Consider the following 19,352-nt stretch of genomic DNA (forward strand, 5'->3'; position numbering starts at 1 on the left):
CCATACTGCGCTTGAAAACGTTTTCAGTCAACCTTTGTTTGATGTCGGCGAGCGCAAAGCGCTGGGTGGCTTACAATATGGCCTTTGTCAGTTCACACTAGCTTACGCCCATGTCTAACGAGCAACCTGTCGTCACCGCGTCGTCCTACCTTACCCTGAACTATCGTCTGGCTTCGCTGGACGGCAAGGATATCGTCACCACCTTCGGCACCACGCCCGCCACGCTGCTGATGGGCCAGGGCCAGTTGGCGCCCGTGCTGGAGGAGTTGCTGATCGGCTTGCCGGAAGGCACGCACCAGACCTTTGAGGTGAGCGGCGGCATCGGCCCGCGCAATCCCGAGCTGATCCGCGAAGTCAGCCGCGCCACGCTGGACCAGAACTCGGCGCCGGACGCGGAATACAAAATTGGCGACCTGGTCGATTTCGCCGCTCCGGGCGGCGGCCGTTTTGCCGGCATTTTGCGTGAATTGGGCGAAGAAACCTGCGTGTTCGACTTCAATCACCCGCTGGCCGGCCAGCCGTTGAAGTTTGAAGTGCAACTGATCTCGGTGCTGTGATGAGCGATAAAGAACTCCTGTTGGCCCAGCCGCGCGGCTTTTGCGCCGGCGTCGACCGCGCGATTGAAATCGTCGAGCGCGCCCTGCAGCAATTCGGCGCCCCCATCTACGTGCGTCACGAAATCGTCCACAACGCCTACGTGGTGGCCGACCTGCGCGCCAAGGGCGCCATCTTCATCGAGGACCTGGACGAGGTGCCGGCCGGCCAGACGCTGGTGTTCTCGGCCCACGGCGTGTCCAAGGCGGTGCGCGCTGAAGCCGACGCGCGCGGCTTCAGCATCTTCGACGCCACCTGCCCGCTGGTCACCAAGGTGCACGTGGAAGTGGCCAAGATGCGCAAGCAGGGCTGCGAGATCATCATGATCGGCCACGACGGCCACCCGGAAGTCGAAGGCACCATGGGGCAGACCGAGGAGGGCATGTACCTGGTCGAAACCGTCGAGGACGTCGAGAAGCTGCAGGTGACCAAGCCGGACCAGCTGGCCTACGTGTCGCAGACCACGCTGTCGGTGGACGACACCGCCGACATCATCGAGGCGCTCAAGCGCAAGTTCCCGGCCATCATTGAGCCGAAGAAGGGCGACATCTGCTACGCCACCACCAACCGCCAGGAAGCCGTGAAGTTCATGGCGCCGCAAGTGGAGGTGGTGATCGTGGTGGGCAGCCCGAACAGCTCGAACTCCAACCGCCTGCGCGAAGTGGCGGAAAAGAAGGGCACGCCGGCCTACATGGTCGACAACGCCAGCCAGATCGACCCGGCCTGGCTGGACGGCAAGCTGCGCGTCGGCGTGACGGCCGGCGCCTCGGCGCCGGAAGTGCTGGTGCAGGCCGTTATCGACCGCCTGAAGGAGTTGGGCGTGCGCAGCGTGCGCCCGCTGGAGGGCGTGGAGGAGAACGTCACCTTCCCGCTGCCGAAAGGCCTGGACGGCGTCCAAAAAACTGCACCAGTCGAGGGCGCGATCTAACTATTGTTTGGACGGCGCGGAATATAATTCAGCGCCGTTGGTATTATTCCACGATTAGTTTTTCGGAATTGTCGCTATCATTTGCAACGCTCTAAACGGGTAACGAGACACCGATCAGGCATGAATCTTGCATAGTGGGCATGCAGTCAACGGCGGCACTACGGGGACACCCGGGTGCCGTTTTTGTTACATGGTCGCATAACAATAGGTAAAGGCATAAATGGATACTTTTATCCAACAAATCATTAACGGACTGGTGCTGGGCAGCATGTATGCGCTGGTCGCGCTCGGTTACACCATGGTGTACGGCGTGCTGAATCTGATTAACTTCGCCCACGGCGATGTGCTGATGATCGGCGCCATGACCGGTCTCACCATCCTCAACATCCTCAACACCCATTTCCCGGACTTGCCCAGCTACGTCAAGCTGGCGATCGCCATCGGCGGCGCGATTCCGGTCTGCATGATCGTCAACGTCATCATCGAGCGCGTGGCCTACCGCAGCCTGCGCAATGCGCCCCGGCTGGCGCCGCTGATCACCGCGATCGGCGTGTCGACCTTGCTGAACACCTTCGCCATGATGATCTGGGGCCGCAACCCGCTGGCCTTCCCGCAACTGCTGCCATCGGATCCTATCGCCATCGGCGGCGCGCTGATCTCCCCGACCCAAATCCTGCTGCTGGCGCTGGCGCTGGTGTCGATGGCCGGCCTGGTGCTGCTGGTCGAGAAAACCCGCATGGGCCGCGCCATGCGTGCCACGGCGGAGAATCCGCGCGTGGCCGGCCTGATGGGCGTCGATTCGAACAAGGTCATCATCGCCACCTTCGCGCTGGGCGCGGCGCTGGCGGCGGTGGCCGGCGTGATGTGGGGCGCCAACTACGCCTCGATCCAGTTCTCGATGGGCTTCCTGCCCGGCCTGAAGGCCTTCTGCGCGGCGGTGCTGGGCGGCATCGGCAACATCTACGGCGCCATGCTGGGCGGCATCGTGCTGGGCATTATCGAAAGCCTGGGCGCCGGCTACATCGGCGACCTGACCGGCGGCTTCCTCGGCAGCCACTATCAGGACATCTTCGCGTTCGTCGTGCTGATCCTGGTGCTGACGGTGCGTCCGTCCGGCATCATGGGCGAGCGCGTGGCGGACCGCGCGTAAGGAGGGCGGCAATATGGGCATCATGAACTTCGACACCACCCGCAATCCGCGCAAGGCCTACGCCAGCATGGCCGTGCTGGCCATCCTGGTGGTGGCCTTCCCATTCTTCGCGCAGAACTACGGCAATTCCTGGGTACGCATCGCCGACATGGCCCTGCTGTACATCATGCTGGCGCTGGGCCTGAACATCGTGGTCGGCTTCGCCGGCCTGTTGGACCTGGGCTACATCGCGTTCTACGCGGTGGGCGCCTATCTGGCCGGCCTGCTGGCCTCGCCGCAGTTCGCCACCCTGCTGGAATCGATCATTTCCCAATATCCGGCGCTGGGCGAGTCGCTGGTCGCCATCCTGGGGCCGGAGATCCAGCAAAACGGCATCCACCTGTCGGTGTGGGTGATCGTGCCGCTGGCGGCGGCGCTGGCCGCCTTCTTCGGCGCCTTGCTGGGCGCGCCGACGTTGAAGCTGCGCGGCGACTACCTGGCCATCGTGACGCTGGGCTTCGGCGAGATCATCCGCATCTTCATGAACAACCTGAACGAGCCGATCAACTTCACCAACGGCCCGCAGGGCATCAACCTGATCGACCCGATCAAGGTGTTCGGCGTCAACCTGGCCGGCGAGGCCGGCTCGCGCGCCACCGTCTACATCGGCGGTTACGGCATGCCGTCGGTGAACGCCTACTACTTCCTGTTCCTGTTCCTGTGCGTGGCGGTGGTGTTCGTCACCTCGCGCCTGCAGCATTCGCGCCTGGGCCGCGCCTGGGTGGCGATCCGCGAGGACGAGATCGCCGCCAAGGCGATGGGCATCAACACCCGCAACGTGAAATTGCTGGCGTTCTCGATGGGCGCCTCGTTCGGCGGCATCGCCGGCGCCATGTTCGGCTCGTTCCAGGGCTTCGTCTCGCCCGAGTCGTTCTCGCTGACCGAGTCGATCGCGGTGCTGGCGATGGTGGTGCTGGGCGGCATCGGCCACATTCCGGGCGTGATCATGGGCGGCGCGCTGCTGGCGGCCCTGCCGGAAGTGCTGCGCCACGTGGTCGAGCCGCTGCAGGAGAAACTGTTCGGCCACGTGCTGATCGAGGCGGAAGTGCTGCGCCAGCTGCTGTACGGCCTGGCCATGGTGCTGATCATGCTGAACCGTCCGGCCGGCCTGTGGCCCGCGCCCAAGCATGAGGACCGCCCGGATGGCGACTCCGACACCAAGAATCAATCGTCCGGCGTGATGGCGGCTTGAGGAAGAGACAATAATGACTGAACAGGTAATTCTCCACATCGCCGGCGTCAACAAGCGCTTCGGCGGTTTGCAGGCGCTGACCGATGTCGGCATCAAGATCATGAAAGGCCAGATTTATGGCCTGATCGGCCCGAACGGCGCCGGCAAAACGACGTTCTTCAACGTGATTACCGGCCTGTACCAGCCGGACACCGGCACCTTCGAGCTGGCCGGCAAGCCGTATTCGCCGTCGGCGCCGCACGAGGTGGCCAAGGCCGGCATCGCCCGCACCTTCCAAAACATCCGCCTGTTCGGCGAGATGACGGCGCTCGAAAACGTCATGGTGGGCCGCCATGTGCGCTCGAAGCAGGGCGTGTTTGGCGCGATTTTCCGCCACAAGGCTGCGCGCGAGGAGGAGGCGGACATCCGCCGCCGCGCGCAGGAGCTGCTGGACTTCGTCGGCATCGGCCAGTTCGCCAAGCGCACCGCCAAATTCCTGTCCTACGGCGACCAGCGTCGCCTGGAAATCGCCCGCGCGCTGGCCACCGATCCGCAGCTGCTGGCGCTGGACGAACCGGCGGCCGGCATGAACGCCACCGAGAAACTGGCCCTGCGCGAACTATTGATCAAGATCAAAGAACAGGGCCGGACTGTGTTGTTAATTGAACACGATGTAAAGATGATGATGAGCTTGTGCGACCGCCTGATGGTGCTGGAATACGGCAAACCGATCGCGGAAGGTCTGCCGGCGGAGATACAAAGCAATCAGGCGGTGATTGACGCCTACCTCGGAGGATCGCATTAATGAGCGACAACGTTCTAAAAGTATCGGGACTGAAAGTCGCGTACGGCGGCATTAAAGCCGTCAAGGGCATCGACCTCGAAGTAAACAAGGGTGAATTAATCGCCCTGATTGGCGCCAATGGCGCCGGTAAAACCACCACGCTGAAAGCCATTACCGGTACGCTGCCACCCTGCAAAGTCGAAGGCACGATTACCTATCAGGGCGAGGCTTTAAAAGGCACCAAATCCTTCCATTTAGTGGAAAAGAAATTGGCGATGGTGCCGGAAGGCCGCGGCGTATTTACCCGCATGACGATACACGAGAATCTCATGATGGGCGCATATACTCGCGACGATAAAGCCGGCATTGAATCCGATATTGCGAAATGGTTCGATGTATTCCCGCGTTTAAAAGAACGCGCGCAGCAATTGGCGGGGACTTTATCGGGCGGCGAACAACAAATGCTGGCGATGGCACGGGCATTAATGTCGCATCCAAAATTATTATTATTGGATGAGCCGTCGATGGGTTTATCGCCGATCATGGTGGAAAAGATTTTCGAGGTGATCCGCAATGTCTCGAAAGAGGGCATTACCATTTTGCTGGTGGAGCAAAACGCCAAGCTCGCCTTGCAGGCCGCCCATCGCGGTTATGTCATGGACTCCGGCAACATCACCATGACCGGCAACGCCAGCGACATGCTGGACGATCCCCGCGTCAAAGCCGCCTACCTGGGCGAATAAGCCCGCTCTCCTATGAGAAAGCCGCTTCGCGCGGCTTTTTTATCGTCGCAATCATGCCAGAACTTGGCGCGTATAAGCCGTTTTCTGGCTTGGAGCGGGGATAAAAAAAAGCCTCGGGATTAACCGAGGCTCTTAAGGACACCCGTTAAAAGCGGAACCCACGGATGCCGAGGAGACCTTTCAAACGGGAGCCGGCGCCCTACCGCGCCGGCGTCCTTGTTTATTTCTTGGCTGGAGCGGCTTTAGCGGCGGCAGCGCTGAATTGGTTCACAGCGGCATTCAGATTGGTTTCCAGCGATTCAACCGCTTGTTTTGCGGTCTTGGTGAATTGCTCGTAACCGGCGCTGGCGTTGCCGATGGCCGATTTAAACAGGGCCACGGCATTTTCGGTGCCGGCCGGGGCGTTTTTGCTCACTTCTTCAACCAGCGAAATAACCTTGCGGTTGGTTTCAGCGATCTGGGTTTCAGCGGCTTTGCTGAATTCGGCGCCGGTGCTGGTGGCGATGGTCGCCAGGTGACGGCCATAAGCGATGGTTTTTTCAGCGCTTGGTTGAGCCTGGGCAGTGGCCAGCGAGAAGAATTCCTGTGGATCTTTAGCGGCCAGCAATTGCTTGGCGGTGCTCGAGGTTTCTTCCAGCGACGCTTTGGCGGCGGTCAGGTTCAGATCGACGAATTTCTCCACGCCTTCGAAGGCTTTATTGGTCAGGGTCGAGAAAATAGCGAATTGGGCTTCGAAATTGGCTTTGGTCGCATTCGAGAATTGCTCAGGAATCGAAAACATTTAGTTCTCCAGGAAAAATAGTCATTAATAAATACTGCTGTTTCTACCGTCGGTGAGAAACCTTCTAACTACGTTTCAGACCGAACAACGAATTGTGCAACGCAACAAACCCGATTTTACGGCCTTCAAAAATTAAGTCAAGCGATTTTTTGTGCGTTGCACCAAAGAACCCAGTCTTCGTCTTGGAGAAATATTGACAAAACCAAATTCTTGCTTCCCGCCGAGGAAAATAGCGGCCTCCCGATGAGAAATGGGCCGCCGTGTTAGACTGGCCCCCATCCCGAGTCGGCGCCGGCATGTGGCGCCGATTGCCTTTCAGATCACAAGTCGACTTGATGCCCGATACCTCCAAAGCCGTTCCCATGGCCCGGCACGCCACTTTTTTGTCGCCGTTGCCCTTGTTTTTCGTGCTGTTGTGGAGCAGCGGCTTCATCGTCGCCAAGTTCGGTTTGCCGTACGCGCCGCCGCTGACCTTCCTGCTGCTGCGCTTCCTCGGCGTGCTGGTGTTCCTGGTGCCGGCCGTGCTGTTGCTGCAGGCGCCTTGGCCGCAGGGCAAGATCGGTCACATCGCCGTGGCCGGCTTGCTGGTGCAGGCCGGCTACCTGATCGGCGTCTGGTGCGCCATCAAACAGGGCATGCCGGCCGGCCTGTCCGCACTGATCGTGGGCATGCAACCGATCCTGACCGCGTTTGCCGCGCCCCTGATTGGTGAAAAAGTCCGCCCGCGCCAGTGGCTGGGCCTGCTCTTCGGCATCGGCGGGGTGGGGCTGGTGGTGGCGGCCAAGATCCAGCTGGTCGGCCTGACGCCGGCGGCGATCCTGCTGTGCGTGCTGGCGCTGGTGAGCATCACGGCCGGCACCCTGTATCAGAAGCATCATTGCCCGCAATTCGACCTGCGCGTCGGCACCGTGATCCAGTTCGCCGCTTCCGCCGTGCTGATATTGCCGCTGGCCATTATTTTCGAGGGGCTGGGCCCGGATTTTGCTGCGGTGCGTTGGGAGCCGCGCTTCATCGGTGCATTGCTGTGGTCGGTGCTGGGGCTGTCGATCGGCGCGATCTTCCTGTTGTTCGCCCTGATCCGCAGAAATGACGCCACCCAGGTCACCAGCTTGATGTATTTGACGCCGCCAACCACCGCTATCATGGCGTGGCTGATGTTTGGCGAAGCTTTCAACGCCCTCGGCATGGCAGGCATGGTGCTGGCCGTCACCGGCGTGATATTCGTGGTGAAGCAACCCAAGTGAGAGGACGCATGATTTCCAATCCAGCCCAGCAAGCCGTCGACGCGGCCATCACCTCGCGCCGCTCGATCCGCGCGTACCTGGACATGCCGGTGGCGCGCGAGGACATCGAAGCCATCCTGCGGGTGGCCGCGCGCGCGCCGTCCGGCACCAATACCCAGCCGTGGAAAGTCCATGTGCTGCAGGGCGAGCGCAAGCGGCGCTTGTCCTCCGCCATCCTGGCCGCACATAACGATCCGGAGCTGGCCCGGCAGCACACCGAGGAATACGCCTACTATCCGCGCGAGTGGGTCTCGCCCTATATCGAGCGGCGCCGCAAGGTCGGCTGGGACCTGTACGCGCTGCTGGGCCTGACGCGCGACAACAAGGCCGGCATGGCGGCCCAGCATGGCAGGAACTATGAATTTTTCGGCGCCCCGGTCGGCCTGATCTTCACCATCGACCGCGTCATGGAGCAGGGCTCGTGGCTGGACTACGGCATGTTCCTGCAAAGCGTCATGGTGGCGGCGCGCGGGCGCGGGCTCGACACCTGCCCCCAGGCCGCGTTCACCCAGTATCACCGCATCATCCGCGAGCAGCTGGCGTTGCCGGAAAACGAAACCGTGGTGTGCGGCATGGCGCTCGGTGTTGCCGATTTGAGCAAGATCGAGAATTCTTTGATCACTGAGCGCATGGCGCTCGAAGAATTTGTTAAATTTGTCGAATGACTCAGCTTGTTTTTCCCGTATTGCGGCTACGCAACCAATCACGCGGAAAAGGTTAAATTTGCTTGCGCTCGCTCAGCGTTTTGCTACACTGCAACGAGTGTTGAATCCGATTTTTTTGGGGAAGTGGAATGGTTAAACTCGCAATAAGCGCGCTCATCTCGCTGATGTTTGCATCCGCCGCCATCGCCGCGCCGGCGACCGACGCCGGCGACGCCGCGCCCAAAAAACAGCAGGTGAAAAAGAAACGCCAGGCCGTGCGCCTGGCCGCCGCCGACGCCGGCGAACGCGTGGTCAAGCGCGTGATCAAGGTCAACGGCAAGCGCAAGGTGGTGTACCAGCGCGTGCTGGCCGCCGCGCCGGCCGTGCCGACCATGGGCGACCTGGCCGGCCTGAACCAGACCAGCGATCCGCTCGACCTGAAATCCAATGTGGCGCTGGTGCTGGACCAGGCCAATTCGGAAGTGCTGTTTGAAAAGAATTCCAACGTCGCCCTGCCGATCGCCTCGATCACCAAGATGATGACCGGCCTGATCGTGGTGGAAGCCAGGCAGGACATGGACGAAGTCCTGACCATCACCGACGAGGACGTGGACCGCGAAAAATTCAGCAGCTCGCGCCTGAAGGTGGGCACGCAGATGACGCGCGCCAACATGCTGCACATCGCCCTGATGAGTTCGGAGAACCGCGCCGCCTCGGCGCTGGGCCGCAACTACCCGGGCGGCAAGGCGGCCTTCGTCGAAGCCATGAACGCCAAGGCGCGCGAGCTGGGCATGACCGACACCCATTACGTCGATTCCAGCGGCCTGTCGAAAATGAATGTGGCCAGCGCGCGCGACCTGGCCAAGCTGGCCATGGCCGCCTACCAGCAGCCGATGCTGCGCCAGTTCTCCACCGATCCGAAGGCCATCGTCGAAACCAGCAACGGCCGGCCGATGCAGTTCGGCACCACCAACCATCTGGTGGCCAGCCCCGACTGGGCGATCGGCCTGCAGAAGACCGGCTTCATCAATGAAGCCGGGCGCTGCCTGCTGATGCAGGCGGTGATCGAGGGCCGCTCGGTGATCATGGTGTTCCTCGATTCCAAGGGCAAGCAGTCGCGTACCGCCGACGCCGGCCGCATGCGCAAATGGCTGGAAGCGCTGCGCCCGGCCAGCCTGGGCGGCACCAGCAGCGCCGGCGCCGCCTATTCGACCGGGATGTAACCGAGGGTGACGGAGATCTGGCGCGCGGTCAGCACCAGGTCTTCCAGCCATTCTTCCTGCAGACGGTCGGCCGGCGCCGAGATCGACAGCCCGGCGATCAGCTTGCCGCTGTCGTCGTAGATGCCGGCGGCCATGCAGCGCACGCCCAGTTCCAGCTCCTCATTGTCGCGCGAGTAGCCGCGCGCCTTCACCAGGCTGAGCTCGCGCTCCAGCTTGCCCAGATCCGTGATCGAATTCTTGTTGTGCCCGGCCAGGCCGGTGCGCGTGGCGTAGGCGCGGATGGCTTTCGGCTCGTCCACCGACAGGAACAGCTTGCCGGTCGAGGTCAGGTGCAGCGGGCCGCGCCCGCCGATCGCGCGCACCACCTGCATGCCCGAGCGCTCGGAGAACGCGCGGTCGATGTAGACGATCTCGTCGCCCTGGCGCACCGACAGGTTGATGGTCTGCTGGGTTTTTTTGTGCAGTGCACGCATGAAATCCAGCGCGGCTTCGCGCACGGACAGGCGGCTCTTGACCACATTGCCCAGTTCCAGCAGCCGCATGCCGAGCCGGTAGGTGCCCGGTTCGACCCGGTCGACAAAGCGGGTGACCACCATGTCGTTCAGAATCCGGTGGGCGGTGGACGGGTGTAGCCCCGAGACCTTGGATAATTCCTTCAGGCTCACGGGGTCGGGATACTTGGCCAGGGCATCGAGCAGCGCCACCATGCGCTCGATCACCTGGATGGTGGTCTTTTGCTCTGGAACGGGTTCGATTTTCATGATGTGGTTGGTGCGATGCAGTATTCAATACCAAACTTTATACCATAATGTGGAAAAAAACGAAAATGCTGCATAATGTGACATTATTTCTTTTTGCTACATCATGGATCCAGTCAGCGAGTTCAAGAGCAAGAGCGGCCTCAAACGCATCTACACGGCATTTTTCTATTCCATCGACGGCTTCCGTTCGGCGTGGCGCAACGAGCACGCCTTCCGCCAGGAGGTGGGCGTGTTCGCGGTCGGCGCCATCATCGCGCTGCTGCTGAAGGTCTCGGCGTTTGAAAAGCTGGTGCTGATCGGCGTGCTGCTGCTGATCCTGATCGTGGAGCTGATCAATTCCTCGATCGAGGCGGTGGTGGACCGGGTGTCGCTGGAGCGCCATCCGCTGTCCAAGAACGCCAAGGACTTCGGCAGCGCGGCCGTGCTGCTGACCTGCCTGCTGGCGATCGCTACTTGGTCTGTGGTGCTTTACAATCGTTTCATATGAGTTTTCTGAATATGGAACTGATAAAAGCTTAGTTCTCATTTATAAGAGCCGGCAGTAATCTGGAGCCCTTCACTACTAGGGGAATCCAATGCTGTCCAAGAAAATCATAGCTGCCGCCGTTCTCGCCGTTTCCGCCATTGCCCCAGCCCTGGCTGCGGACATCTCGCTGTTGAATGTGTCGTACGACCCGACCCGCGAGCTGTACCAGGACGTCAACACCGCGTTCGCCAAGGAGTGGAAGGCCAAGACCGGCGACACCGTGAAGATCAAGCAATCGCACGGCGGCTCGGGCAAGCAGGGCCGCGCTGTGATCGACGGCCTGGAGGCCGATGTGGTGTCGCTGGCGCTGGCCTACGACATCGACGCCATCGCCGAGCACAAGCTGCTGTCGCCGGACTGGCAGAAAAAACTGCCGCACAACAGCACCCCCTACACCTCGACCATCGTGTTCCTGGTCCGCAAGGGCAATCCCAAAGGCATCAAGGATTGGAACGACCTGGTGAAACCCGGCGTGGCCGTGATCACCCCGAATCCGAAAACCTCGGGCGGCGCCCGCTGGAACCACCTGGCCGCCTACGGCTACGCCCTGCGCCAGCCGGGCGGCAGCGAAGCGTCGGCTAAGGACTTCCTGAGCAAGCTGTACAAGAACGTGCCGGTGCTCGATTCCGGCGCGCGCGGCGCCACCACCACCTTCGTCGAGCGCGGCATCGGCGACGTGCTGATCGCCTGGGAAAACGAAGCCCTGCTGGCGATCAAGGAACTGGGCCCGAACAAGTTCGACATCGTGGCGCCGTCGGTGTCCATCCTGGCCGAGCCGCCGGTGGCGGTGGTCGACAAGGTGGTCGACAAGCGCGGCACCCGCAAAGTGGCGGAAGCCTACCTGAACTTCCTGTACACCGATGAGGCGCAGGACATCATCGCCCAGAACTACTACCGTCCGGGCACCGACAAGGCGGCCAAGAAGTACGCCGCCCAGTTCCCGAACGTCAAACTGTTCACCATCGCGCAGGTGGCCGGCGACTGGACCAAGGCCCAGAAGACCCACTTCGCCGACGGCGGCCTGTTCGACCAGATCTACCAGCCGACCGGCAAGTAAGACCATGGCCAGCGTCTTTGAACAGCTGCGCGTGCTGATCGCGCCCGGCCTGCACAACAGCGGACCGGACCACTGGCAAAGCCGCTGGCAACGCCTGTACCCCGCCTTCGAGCGGGTGCGGCAGGACGACTGGGAAACGCCGGACCTGCCGCGCTGGTCGGCGCGGGTGGACCAGCTGCGCCGGCGCGACCGGCGTCCGACGCTGATCGTCGCCCACAGCTTCGGCGCGCTGGCCACGGTGCACAGCGTGGCGCGCGATCCGGACAACGTGGCGGGCGTGCTGCTGGTGGCGCCGGCCGATCCCGACAAATTCCAGGTGGCCGCGCTGCTGCCGCAGCAAGCCTTGCCCGTGCCCTCCATCATGGTCGGCAGCACCAACGATCCGTGGATGGCGGCGCCGCGCGCCGAGCTGTGGGCGCGGCGCTGGCACAGCCGCTTCATCAATGGCGGCGCGCTGGGCCATATCAATGCCGAGTCCGGTCTGGGCGACTGGCCGGAGGGGCTGGAAACCTTGTACTTTTTAGCAGAGCAGGCGCACAATAGCGCATTGTCTGTGTGACCACTTTCTACTCTGGAGACCAAGTTATGACTATCCGTCTGGGCGATACCGCGCCCGATTTTGAACAAGATTCGTCGATCGGCAAGCTGAAGTTCCACGAGTGGGCGGGCAATTCGTGGGTGGTGCTGTTCTCGCACCCGGCCGACTTCACCCCGGTCTGCACCACCGAGCTGGGCCTGACCGCCAAGCTGAAACCGGAATTCGACAAGCGCAACGTCAAGGCGATCGCGCTGTCGGTCGACCCGGCCGAATCGCACCAGGCCTGGATCAAGGACATCGAGGAAACCCAGAAGACCGTGGTCGGCTTCCCCATCATCGCCGACGCCGACCGCAAGGTGGCCACGCTGTACGACATGATCCACCCGGAAGCCTCGGCCACCGCCACCGTGCGCACCCTGTTCGTGATCGATCCGAACAAGAAGGTCCGCCTGAGCATCACCTACCCGATGAGCACCGGCCGCAACTTCGACGAGGTGCTGCGCGTGATCGACGCGCTGCAACTGACCGATGGCTACACCGTGGCCACGCCGGGCAACTGGAAGGATGGCGACGACGTCATCATCCCGCTGACCGTGCAGGACCCCGAGGTGCTGAAACAGAAATATCCGAAAGGCTACACCGCCGAGCGTCCATACCTGCGCGTGACGCCGCAACCAAACAAATAAGCTTATAAGTTTTCCGTTGTTTGGATCTTTCCTCAAAGTAGGTAATCTTCAGACCTACTTTGGGGAAAGTCTATGGATTTGCAGTTTGTCGCGTCGGGTTTTGCAGTAGGCTTGCTGGTCGGGATGACCGGCGTGGGCGGCGGTTCGCTGATGACGCCGCTGTTGACCTTGCTGTTCGGCGTCACGCCCGCCGTGGCGGTGGGCACCGACCTCGCGTTCGCCTCCCTGACCAAGGGCGTCGGCACCTTCACCCACCGTCTGCGCGGCACCGTCCACTGGGACATCGTGCGCCGCCTGTGCATCGGCGCGCTGCCGGCCGCCTTGGTCGCCAGCGTCGGCCTCAAATACTTCGGCACGCTCAGCAAGGAGATGGGCCAGATCATCCGCTACACCATCGCCGGCTCGGTGCTGCTGACCGTGATCGCCCTGCTATTCAAGCGCAAGATGCTGCTGTGGATCACCGCCCATCCCGACCGCCAGCTGCAGGGCAGGGCGCTGCACAACGCCACCATCCTCACCGGCGCCGTGCTGGGCGTGCTGGTGACGATATCCTCGATCGGCGCCGGCGCCATAGGCGCCACCGTGCTGGTCATGCTGTATCCGCGCCTGACCGCCGCCGAGGTGGCGGGCACCGACATCGCCTACGCCGTGCCGCTGACCGCGATCGCCGCCGTCGGCCACTGGTGGCTGGGCTCGATCAACTGGACCCTGCTGCTGACCTTGCTGGTGGGCTCGGTGCCCGGCATCACCCTGGGCGCCTACGCCGCCCGCGCCGTGCCGGAACGCTTGCTGCGCGGCATTTTGGCGTTCACCCTGGTGGCGGTGGCGGTCAAACTCGTATATAGCTAAAGCGCATAACGACATGAGAAATGCTTCGTTTGTATTATGAAGCATTGATGAGAATATGCAGCCCTTATAGAAGGATTTGTAATAAGGGAGCAATCATGTCAGCAGTTCTTGCAGCGTCCGGCGCCGCCCCCGCGGGGGCCAAACGGGGCGCACCGTTCCGCGTCATGCCGGGATTCCGGCTGTCGCTGGGCTTCACGATTTTCTACCTGACGCTGATCGTCCTGATCCCGCTGTCGGCCGTGTTCCTCAAGACTTCCACCATGAGCTGGGAGCATTTCTGGAACACCGTCACCTCGGCCCGCGTGGTCGCCTCCTACAAGCTGACGTTTGGCGCCTCGCTGCTGGGCGCCTTCATCAACGTCGTCTTCGGCGGCATCGTGGCCTGGGTGCTGGTGCGCTACGAATTCCCCGGCAAGCGCATCGTCGACGCCCTGGTCGACCTGCCGTTCGCGCTGCCGACCGCCGTGGCCGGCATCACGCTGACCGCGCTGTACTCGGCCAACGGCTGGCTGGGCCGCTTCATCGAGGGCGAGCTGGGCATCAAGGTGGCCTTCACCCCGCTGGGCGTGATCATCGCGCTCACCTTCATCGGCCTGCCGTTCGTGGTGCGCACCGTGCAGCCGGTGCTGGAGGACGCCGAGCGCGAGCTGGAGGAGGCCGCCGCCAGCCTCGGCGCCAACGCCTGGCAGACCTTTTCGCGCGTGGTGTTCCCGACCATCCTGCCGTCGCTGATGACCGGCTTCGCGCTGGCCTTCGCGCGCGCCACCGGCGAATACGGCTCGGTGATCTTCATCGCCGGCAATATGCCGATGGTGTCGGAGATCACGCCGCTGTTCATCATCACCAAGCTGGAGCAGTACGACTACTCGGGCGCCACCGCGATCGCGGTGGTGATGCTGGTGGTGTCCTTCATCCTGCTGCTGACCATCAACCTGTTGCAAGCCTGGGCTCGCGGAAAGTCGGGGAAATAATATGAGCGGAGCTCCTGTCACCAACGTGCGTCGCGGCGAACTGCCGTCGGCGCCGCAAATCCTCGAGCCGCGCTGGGTGCGCGGCGCGCTGATCGCCATCGCGCTGCTGTTCCTGACCCTGTTCCTGTTCGTGCCGCTGGTCTCGGTGTTTTACGAGGCGCTGAAGAAAGGCTGGGACGCCTACGCCGCCGCCATCGTCGAGGAGGACGCGATCTCGGCCATCAAGCTGACCCTGATCACCGCCGCCATCGCCGTGCCGCTCAACCTGGTGTTTGGCGTGGCCGCCTCGTGGTGCATCGCCAAGTTCGAGTTCCGCGGCAAGAGCGTGCTGCTGACCCTGATCGACCTGCCGTTCTCGGTGTCGCCGGTGATCTCGGGCCTGATCTACGTGCTGCTGTTCGGCGCCCAGGGCTGGTTCGGCCCGTGGCTGCAGGAGCACGACATCAAGATCCTGTTCGCCGTGCCGGGCATCGTGCTGGCCACCATCTTCGTCACCTTCCCCTTCGTGGCGCGCGAGCTGATCCCGCTGATGCAGGCGCAGGGCAGCGAGGAGGAGGAGGCCGCCATCGTGCTGGGCGCCTCGGGCTGGGACACCTTCCGCCGCGTGACCCTGCCCAACATCAAGTGGGGCCTGCTGTACGGCGTGATCCTGTGTAACGCCCGCGCCATGGGCGAGTTCGGCGCGGTGTCGGTGGTGTCCGGCCACATCCGCGGCGAGACCAACACCATGCCGCTGCAGGTGGAGATTCTCTACAACGAATACAACTTCGCCGCCGCCTTTGCCGTGGCGTCCCTGCTGGCGCTGCTGGCGCTGGTGACGCTGGTCGTGAAAACCTTTATCGCCTGGCGCCTGAACGAATCCATCGCCGACGACGTGCGCACTTCGGAGTAATACCATGACGATCCAAGTTAAAAACATCAACAAGCGTTTCGGCGATTTCGTCGCCCTCAACAACATCTCGCTGGACTTCCCGCAGGGCGAGCTGACCGCGCTGCTCGGCCCCTCGGGCTGCGGCAAGACCACGCTGCTGCGCTGCATCGCCGGCCTCGAGCATCCGGACTCGGGCCAGGTGCTGCTCGACGGCGAGGACGCCTCGGACCGCCACGTGCGCGAGCGCCAGGTCGGCTTCGTGTTCCAGCATTACGCGCTGTTCAAGCACATGACGGTGTTCGAGAACGTCGCCTTCGGCCTGCGCGTGAAACCGCGCGGCGAGCGGCCGTCGGAAGACCAGATCCGCCGCAAGGTCAAGGACCTGCTGGAACTGGTGCAGCTGGACTGGCTGGCGGATCGCTATCCACCGCAGCTGTCGGGCGGCCAGCGTCAGCGTATCGCGCTGGCGCGCGCCCTGGCGGTCGAGCCGCGCGTGCTGCTGCTGGACGAGCCGTTCGGCGCCCTGGACGCCAAGGTGCGCAAGGAACTGCGCCGCTGGCTGCGCCGCCTGCATGACGAACTGCACGTCACGTCCATCTTCGTCACCCACGACCAGGAGGAGGCGCTGGAAGTGGCCGACCAGGTGGTGCTGATGAACAAGGGCAACGTCGAACAGATCGGCGCGCCGGACGAGGTGTACAACCATCCGGCCTCTCCGTTCGTGTACGGCTTCCTCGGCAACGTCAACGTCTTCCATGGCCGCGTGCAGGATGGCGTGCTGGCCAGCGGCGAAGCCAGCTTCACCGTGCCGGGCCAGCCGGGGGCGGCGGGCAAGGGCACGGCCTATGTGCGCCCGCACGAGCTGGACGTGGACCGCTACACGCCGGGCGCGGAAGGCATCGTGGTCAAGCTGCGCCGCGCGCACGCTATCGGCCCGCTGGCCCAGCTGGACCTGGAGCGTGGCGACAACAATGAATTGATCGAAGCAGTCATCCCCAACGAGCGCTTCAGCAGCCTCGGCCTGAAAGAGGGCGAGACGCTGGTGGTGCGACCAAAACGTCTGCGCGTGTTCGTGGACGAAGGAGCGTCCATATGAATTTTCAACAGCTGCGGTCCATCCGCGAAGCCGCCCGTCGCGGCTACAACCTGACCGAAGTGGCGAATGCCCTGTTCACCTCGCAGCCTGGCGTGTCGCGCCAGATCCGCGAACTGGAGGACGAGCTGGGCGTCGTCATCTTCGAGCGCAACGGCAAGCGCCTGACCGGCATGACCGAGCCCGGCAAAGGCATCCTGAAAATCATCGACCGCCTGCTGATCGAGGCCGAGAACCTGCAGCAGGCCAGCCTGGAATACACCGGCCAGCAAAGCGGCACGCTGAGCGTGGCGGCCACCCACACGCAGGCGCGCTACGCGCTGCCGAAGGTGGTGCAAAGCTTCCGCAGCGCGTATCCGGACGTGCGCATCGCCCTGCAGCAAAGCGCGCCCGAACACATCGCCGAGTGGATCTTGTCCGGCAAGACCGACATCGGCATCGCCACCGAGGGCCTGTCGCAGTTCCCCGACCTGGTGTCCTTCCCGTGCTACCGCTGGAGCCACCTGATCGTGGTGCCGGACGGCCACCCGCTGCTCGCGCGCTCGCCGATCAGGCTGGAGGACCTGGCCGAGTTCCCGCTGATCACCTATGACGTCGGCTTCACCGGCCGCGGCCACATCGACGCCGCCTTCGAGCAGGCCGGCGTGCGCCCGGACATCGTGCTGACCGCCATGGATTCGGACGTGATCAAGCAGTACGTGTCGCTCGGCCTGGGCGTGGGCATCGTCGCCTCGATGGCGTTCGACCACGGCCGCGACAAGGGCATGCGCGCGGTGGAGGCCTCGCACCTGTTCGCGCAGAACACCACCCGGCTGGCGGTGCGCAAGGGCGCCTACCTGCGCTCGTACGCCTATCACTTCATCCAGCAATTCGCGCCGGACCTGAGCCGCGCCGATATCGACGCCGCCCTCAACGGCGGGGACGTGAACTGATGGCGCCGCCGTCGCCACATGAGTGTGGCGGCGGCAAAACATTCCGCGAATTTTTCCTATTTGCATTGTTCAAAGGCCCATATACTGAATCCCTGACACCAACTCAGGGGAGCTCATCATGGGATTCGGCAATTGGAAAATCGGCTACCGTCTGGCGGCCGGTCTGGGCGTGGCCATCGTCTTCATGATCGGCATAGCGGTTGTAGGTATCGGCAATCTTGCCAAGCTCAATAACAATACCCACGATCTGGCCGTCGACAAAGTGCCCAAGGTCATACTGGCTTACGAAACGATAGGCGGGCTGAACGACATCGCCCGCGCCATGCGCAACGCCATGCTGTCCAACGATCCCGCCGTGGTCAAGGCCGAGCTGGAGCGTGTGGAAAAGCGCAAGGTCGAGAACGCCGAGCGTCTCGACAAGCTGTCCAAGCTGATGGCCGACGACCAGGACCCGCAAAGCAGGGCCAAGCTGCAAGCGGTGCTGGACGCGCGTGAAAAATACCTGGTGGTGCAAGGCAAGTTCATCGCCATGTCGGCCGATGACAGCCAGCGCGACGAGAACGTCAAGTATCTGCTGACCACGGTGCGCAAGGAACAGACGGCTTACCTGAACGCGCTGACCGACCTGGTCAAGTTCCAGAACGCGGCGGTGGAGGAAGCCAGCGCGGTGGCCGCGCAATCGTATGCCAGTTCGCGCACCACCATGGTGGTGTTGACGGTGGTGGCGGTGGCGCTGGCGGCCTGGGTGCTGCAGTGGATCACGCGCAGCATCACGCAGCCGCTCAACCGCGCGGTGGACATGGCGCAGGCGGTGGCGGGCGGCGACCTGACCATGCGCATGGAGTGCAACACCACCGATGAAACCGGCCAGCTGCTGCGCGCGCTGATCGACATGAACGAGTCGCTGGCGCGCACGGTGGGCCAGGTGCGCTCGGGGACGGACACCATCACCAACGCCTCCAACGAGATCGCCAACGGCAACATGGATTTGTCCACGCGCACCGAGCAGCAGGCCTCCAGCCTGGAGGAGACGGCCTCGTCGATGGAGGAGCTGACATCGACTGTGTCGCAGAACGCCGAGAATGCGCGTCAGGCCACCAGGCTGGTGGTGGCCGCCTCCGACTACGCCACCAAGGGCGGGCAGGTGGTGGGCGAGGTGGTGAGCACCATGGGCGCCATCAAGGAAAGCTCCAGCAAGATTGTCGACATCATCAGCGTGATAGACGGCATCGCGTTCCAGACCAATATCCTGGCGTTGAACGCGGCGGTGGAGGCGGCGCGCGCGGGCGAGCAGGGCCGGGGCTTCGCGGTGGTGGCGTCGGAGGTGCGCAATCTGGCGCAGCGCTCGGCCTCGGCGGCCAAGGAGATCAAGGAGTTGATCGGCCGCTCGGTGGAAACGGTGGACGCCGGCGCCGCGCTGGTGGATCAGGCCGGCAGCACCATGCAAAACATCGTGCAATCGGTGCAACAGGTGGCCGACATCATGAAGCAGATCAGCGCCGCCAGCAGCGAGCAGAGCACGGGGATTGAGCAGGTCAACCAGGCCATCGTGTCGATCGACGATGTGACGCAGCAGAACGCCGCGCTGGTGGAGGAGGCCGCCGCGGCCGCGCAAAGCATGCGCGACCAGGCGGACTTGCTGGCGCAGGCCGTCAGCGTGTTCAAGCTGGCGGGCGGGCCGCCGCCGGCCAATCCGGCGCCGCGCCGGCTGGCCGTCATCTGAGCGGG

At 63.0% G+C, this 19,352-nt stretch carries 21 protein-coding genes; 19 read left to right on the top strand and 2 right to left on the bottom strand.

All coding sequences use genetic code 11. From position 1 onward, the window contains the following. Positions 1-110: 110 nt before the first annotated feature. From FHW83_RS05630 to FHW83_RS05655, 6 genes are all read left to right on the top strand, one after another. Positions 111-557 (top strand): peptidylprolyl isomerase, encoded by a 447-nt coding sequence (locus tag FHW83_RS05630; protein ID WP_176645366.1) that lies wholly within the window; start codon positions 111-113, stop codon positions 555-557. Then, positions 557-1,522, top strand: coding sequence for a 4-hydroxy-3-methylbut-2-enyl diphosphate reductase (gene ispH, locus FHW83_RS05635; RefSeq protein ID WP_176645367.1), 966 nt, complete (start codon positions 557-559; stop codon positions 1,520-1,522). Before FHW83_RS05630 ends, ispH begins: the two co-directional genes overlap by 1 nt. A 220-nt stretch (positions 1,523-1,742) precedes the next feature. After that, positions 1,743-2,672, top strand: coding sequence for a branched-chain amino acid ABC transporter permease (locus tag FHW83_RS05640; protein ID WP_176645368.1), 930 nt, complete (start codon positions 1,743-1,745; stop codon positions 2,670-2,672). 13 nt (positions 2,673-2,685) lie between these two features. Next, the gene (locus tag FHW83_RS05645; RefSeq protein WP_176645369.1) at positions 2,686-3,903 is read left to right on the top strand and encodes an ABC transporter ATP-binding protein; all 1,218 of its coding nucleotides are present in this window, start codon (positions 2,686-2,688) and stop codon (positions 3,901-3,903) included. 13 nt (positions 3,904-3,916) lie between these two features. Further along, positions 3,917-4,687 carry an ABC transporter ATP-binding protein gene (locus tag FHW83_RS05650; RefSeq protein ID WP_176645370.1) on the top strand — a complete coding sequence of 257 codons (771 nt, stop codon included), beginning with the start codon at positions 3,917-3,919 and terminating at the stop codon, positions 4,685-4,687. Continuing rightward, the gene (locus tag FHW83_RS05655) at positions 4,687-5,409 is read left to right on the top strand and encodes an ABC transporter ATP-binding protein (RefSeq protein ID WP_176645371.1); all 723 of its coding nucleotides are present in this window, start codon (positions 4,687-4,689) and stop codon (positions 5,407-5,409) included. The genes FHW83_RS05650 and FHW83_RS05655 overlap by 1 nt, the downstream gene beginning before the upstream one ends. Positions 5,410-5,629: 220 nt before the next feature. Here the strand turns inward: FHW83_RS05655 and phaP are convergent, their stop codons facing one another. Next, entirely contained in the window at positions 5,630-6,190 is a 561-nt protein-coding gene (phaP, locus tag FHW83_RS05660; RefSeq protein ID WP_176645372.1) for a phasin family protein, read from the bottom strand. 335 nt (positions 6,191-6,525) lie between these two features. On the opposite strand from phaP, the gene FHW83_RS05665 reads away from it, so the two are divergent. From FHW83_RS05665 to pbpG, 3 genes are all read left to right on the top strand, one after another. Beyond that, positions 6,526-7,434 (top strand): DMT family transporter, encoded by a 909-nt coding sequence (locus tag FHW83_RS05665; RefSeq protein WP_176645373.1) that lies wholly within the window; start codon positions 6,526-6,528, stop codon positions 7,432-7,434. A gap of 8 nt (positions 7,435-7,442) precedes the next feature. Further along, the gene (locus FHW83_RS05670) at positions 7,443-8,138 is read left to right on the top strand and encodes a nitroreductase (RefSeq protein ID WP_176645374.1); all 696 of its coding nucleotides are present in this window, start codon (positions 7,443-7,445) and stop codon (positions 8,136-8,138) included. Positions 8,139-8,266: 128 nt separating this feature from the next. After that, positions 8,267-9,340 (top strand): D-alanyl-D-alanine endopeptidase, encoded by a 1,074-nt coding sequence (gene pbpG, locus FHW83_RS05675; RefSeq protein ID WP_176645375.1) that lies wholly within the window; start codon positions 8,267-8,269, stop codon positions 9,338-9,340. On the opposite strand, the gene FHW83_RS05680 is transcribed toward pbpG, so the two are convergent. Next, entirely contained in the window at positions 9,322-10,101 is a 780-nt protein-coding gene (locus tag FHW83_RS05680) for an IclR family transcriptional regulator (RefSeq protein ID WP_176645376.1), read from the bottom strand. The genes pbpG and FHW83_RS05680 overlap by 19 nt on opposite strands. Positions 10,102-10,204: 103 nt before the next feature. On the opposite strand from FHW83_RS05680, the gene FHW83_RS05685 reads away from it, so the two are divergent. From FHW83_RS05685 to FHW83_RS05730, 10 genes are all read left to right on the top strand, one after another. Continuing rightward, a complete protein-coding gene (locus tag FHW83_RS05685; RefSeq protein WP_176645377.1) occupies positions 10,205-10,588 on the top strand; it encodes a diacylglycerol kinase in 384 nt (127 codons plus the stop codon). An 88-nt stretch (positions 10,589-10,676) separates the two neighbouring features. After that, the gene (locus FHW83_RS05690; RefSeq protein WP_176645378.1) at positions 10,677-11,684 is read left to right on the top strand and encodes a sulfate ABC transporter substrate-binding protein; all 1,008 of its coding nucleotides are present in this window, start codon (positions 10,677-10,679) and stop codon (positions 11,682-11,684) included. A 4-nt stretch (positions 11,685-11,688) separates the two neighbouring features. Beyond that, the gene (locus FHW83_RS05695; protein WP_176645379.1) at positions 11,689-12,243 is read left to right on the top strand and encodes an alpha/beta hydrolase; all 555 of its coding nucleotides are present in this window, start codon (positions 11,689-11,691) and stop codon (positions 12,241-12,243) included. Between the two features lie 26 nt (positions 12,244-12,269). Continuing rightward, entirely contained in the window at positions 12,270-12,908 is a 639-nt protein-coding gene (locus FHW83_RS05700) for a peroxiredoxin (RefSeq protein WP_176645380.1), read from the top strand. 72 nt (positions 12,909-12,980) lie between these two features. Beyond that, positions 12,981-13,757, top strand: coding sequence for a sulfite exporter TauE/SafE family protein (locus FHW83_RS05705; RefSeq protein ID WP_176645381.1), 777 nt, complete (start codon positions 12,981-12,983; stop codon positions 13,755-13,757). Between the two features lie 95 nt (positions 13,758-13,852). After that, on the top strand, positions 13,853-14,728 hold the full coding sequence (gene cysT / locus FHW83_RS05710) for a sulfate ABC transporter permease subunit CysT (RefSeq protein ID WP_176645382.1): 876 nt from the start codon (positions 13,853-13,855) through the stop codon (positions 14,726-14,728). Position 14,729: 1 nt separating this feature from the next. Continuing rightward, the gene (gene cysW / locus FHW83_RS05715) at positions 14,730-15,620 is read left to right on the top strand and encodes a sulfate ABC transporter permease subunit CysW (protein WP_176645383.1); all 891 of its coding nucleotides are present in this window, start codon (positions 14,730-14,732) and stop codon (positions 15,618-15,620) included. A 4-nt stretch (positions 15,621-15,624) separates the two neighbouring features. Continuing rightward, positions 15,625-16,695 carry a sulfate/molybdate ABC transporter ATP-binding protein gene (locus tag FHW83_RS05720; RefSeq protein WP_176645384.1) on the top strand — a complete coding sequence of 357 codons (1,071 nt, stop codon included), beginning with the start codon at positions 15,625-15,627 and terminating at the stop codon, positions 16,693-16,695. Continuing rightward, complete coding sequence (locus FHW83_RS05725) at positions 16,692-17,624, top strand: CysB family HTH-type transcriptional regulator (protein ID WP_176645385.1); 933 nt, start codon at positions 16,692-16,694, stop codon at positions 17,622-17,624. The genes FHW83_RS05720 and FHW83_RS05725 overlap by 4 nt, the downstream gene beginning before the upstream one ends. A gap of 118 nt (positions 17,625-17,742) precedes the next feature. Next, positions 17,743-19,347, top strand: a complete 1,605-nt coding sequence (locus FHW83_RS05730) for a methyl-accepting chemotaxis protein (RefSeq protein ID WP_176645386.1) — start codon at positions 17,743-17,745, stop codon at positions 19,345-19,347. The last annotated feature ends 5 nt before the right edge of the window (positions 19,348-19,352 follow it).

Origin of the sequence: Duganella sp. SG902, assembly GCF_013376005.1 — a bacterium.
In the GTDB taxonomy this organism is placed as follows: Bacteria; Pseudomonadota; Gammaproteobacteria; order Burkholderiales; family Burkholderiaceae_D; genus Rugamonas.

Excerpts from the sequence above, each read along its gene's own strand:
- FHW83_RS05630 (WP_176645366.1), top strand. The coding sequence starts at position 111 with ATGTCTAACGAGCAACCTGTCGTCACCGCGTCGTCCTACCTTACCCTG.
- ispH (WP_176645367.1), top strand. The coding sequence starts at position 557 with ATGAGCGATAAAGAACTCCTGTTGGCCCAGCCGCGCGGCTTTTGCGCC.
- FHW83_RS05640 (WP_176645368.1), top strand. The coding sequence starts at position 1,743 with ATGGATACTTTTATCCAACAAATCATTAACGGACTGGTGCTGGGCAGC.
- FHW83_RS05645 (WP_176645369.1), top strand. The coding sequence starts at position 2,686 with ATGGGCATCATGAACTTCGACACCACCCGCAATCCGCGCAAGGCCTAC.
- FHW83_RS05650 (WP_176645370.1), top strand. The coding sequence starts at position 3,917 with ATGACTGAACAGGTAATTCTCCACATCGCCGGCGTCAACAAGCGCTTC.
- FHW83_RS05655 (WP_176645371.1), top strand. The coding sequence starts at position 4,687 with ATGAGCGACAACGTTCTAAAAGTATCGGGACTGAAAGTCGCGTACGGC.
- phaP (WP_176645372.1), bottom strand. The coding sequence starts at position 6,190 with ATGTTTTCGATTCCTGAGCAATTCTCGAATGCGACCAAAGCCAATTTC.
- FHW83_RS05665 (WP_176645373.1), top strand. The coding sequence starts at position 6,526 with ATGCCCGATACCTCCAAAGCCGTTCCCATGGCCCGGCACGCCACTTTT.
- FHW83_RS05670 (WP_176645374.1), top strand. The coding sequence starts at position 7,443 with ATGATTTCCAATCCAGCCCAGCAAGCCGTCGACGCGGCCATCACCTCG.
- pbpG (WP_176645375.1), top strand. The coding sequence starts at position 8,267 with ATGGTTAAACTCGCAATAAGCGCGCTCATCTCGCTGATGTTTGCATCC.
- FHW83_RS05680 (WP_176645376.1), bottom strand. The coding sequence starts at position 10,101 with ATGAAAATCGAACCCGTTCCAGAGCAAAAGACCACCATCCAGGTGATC.
- FHW83_RS05685 (WP_176645377.1), top strand. The coding sequence starts at position 10,205 with ATGGATCCAGTCAGCGAGTTCAAGAGCAAGAGCGGCCTCAAACGCATC.
- FHW83_RS05690 (WP_176645378.1), top strand. The coding sequence starts at position 10,677 with ATGCTGTCCAAGAAAATCATAGCTGCCGCCGTTCTCGCCGTTTCCGCC.
- FHW83_RS05695 (WP_176645379.1), top strand. The coding sequence starts at position 11,689 with ATGGCCAGCGTCTTTGAACAGCTGCGCGTGCTGATCGCGCCCGGCCTG.
- FHW83_RS05700 (WP_176645380.1), top strand. The coding sequence starts at position 12,270 with ATGACTATCCGTCTGGGCGATACCGCGCCCGATTTTGAACAAGATTCG.
- FHW83_RS05705 (WP_176645381.1), top strand. The coding sequence starts at position 12,981 with ATGGATTTGCAGTTTGTCGCGTCGGGTTTTGCAGTAGGCTTGCTGGTC.
- cysT (WP_176645382.1), top strand. The coding sequence starts at position 13,853 with ATGTCAGCAGTTCTTGCAGCGTCCGGCGCCGCCCCCGCGGGGGCCAAA.
- cysW (WP_176645383.1), top strand. The coding sequence starts at position 14,730 with ATGAGCGGAGCTCCTGTCACCAACGTGCGTCGCGGCGAACTGCCGTCG.
- FHW83_RS05720 (WP_176645384.1), top strand. The coding sequence starts at position 15,625 with ATGACGATCCAAGTTAAAAACATCAACAAGCGTTTCGGCGATTTCGTC.
- FHW83_RS05725 (WP_176645385.1), top strand. The coding sequence starts at position 16,692 with ATGAATTTTCAACAGCTGCGGTCCATCCGCGAAGCCGCCCGTCGCGGC.
- FHW83_RS05730 (WP_176645386.1), top strand. The coding sequence starts at position 17,743 with ATGGGATTCGGCAATTGGAAAATCGGCTACCGTCTGGCGGCCGGTCTG.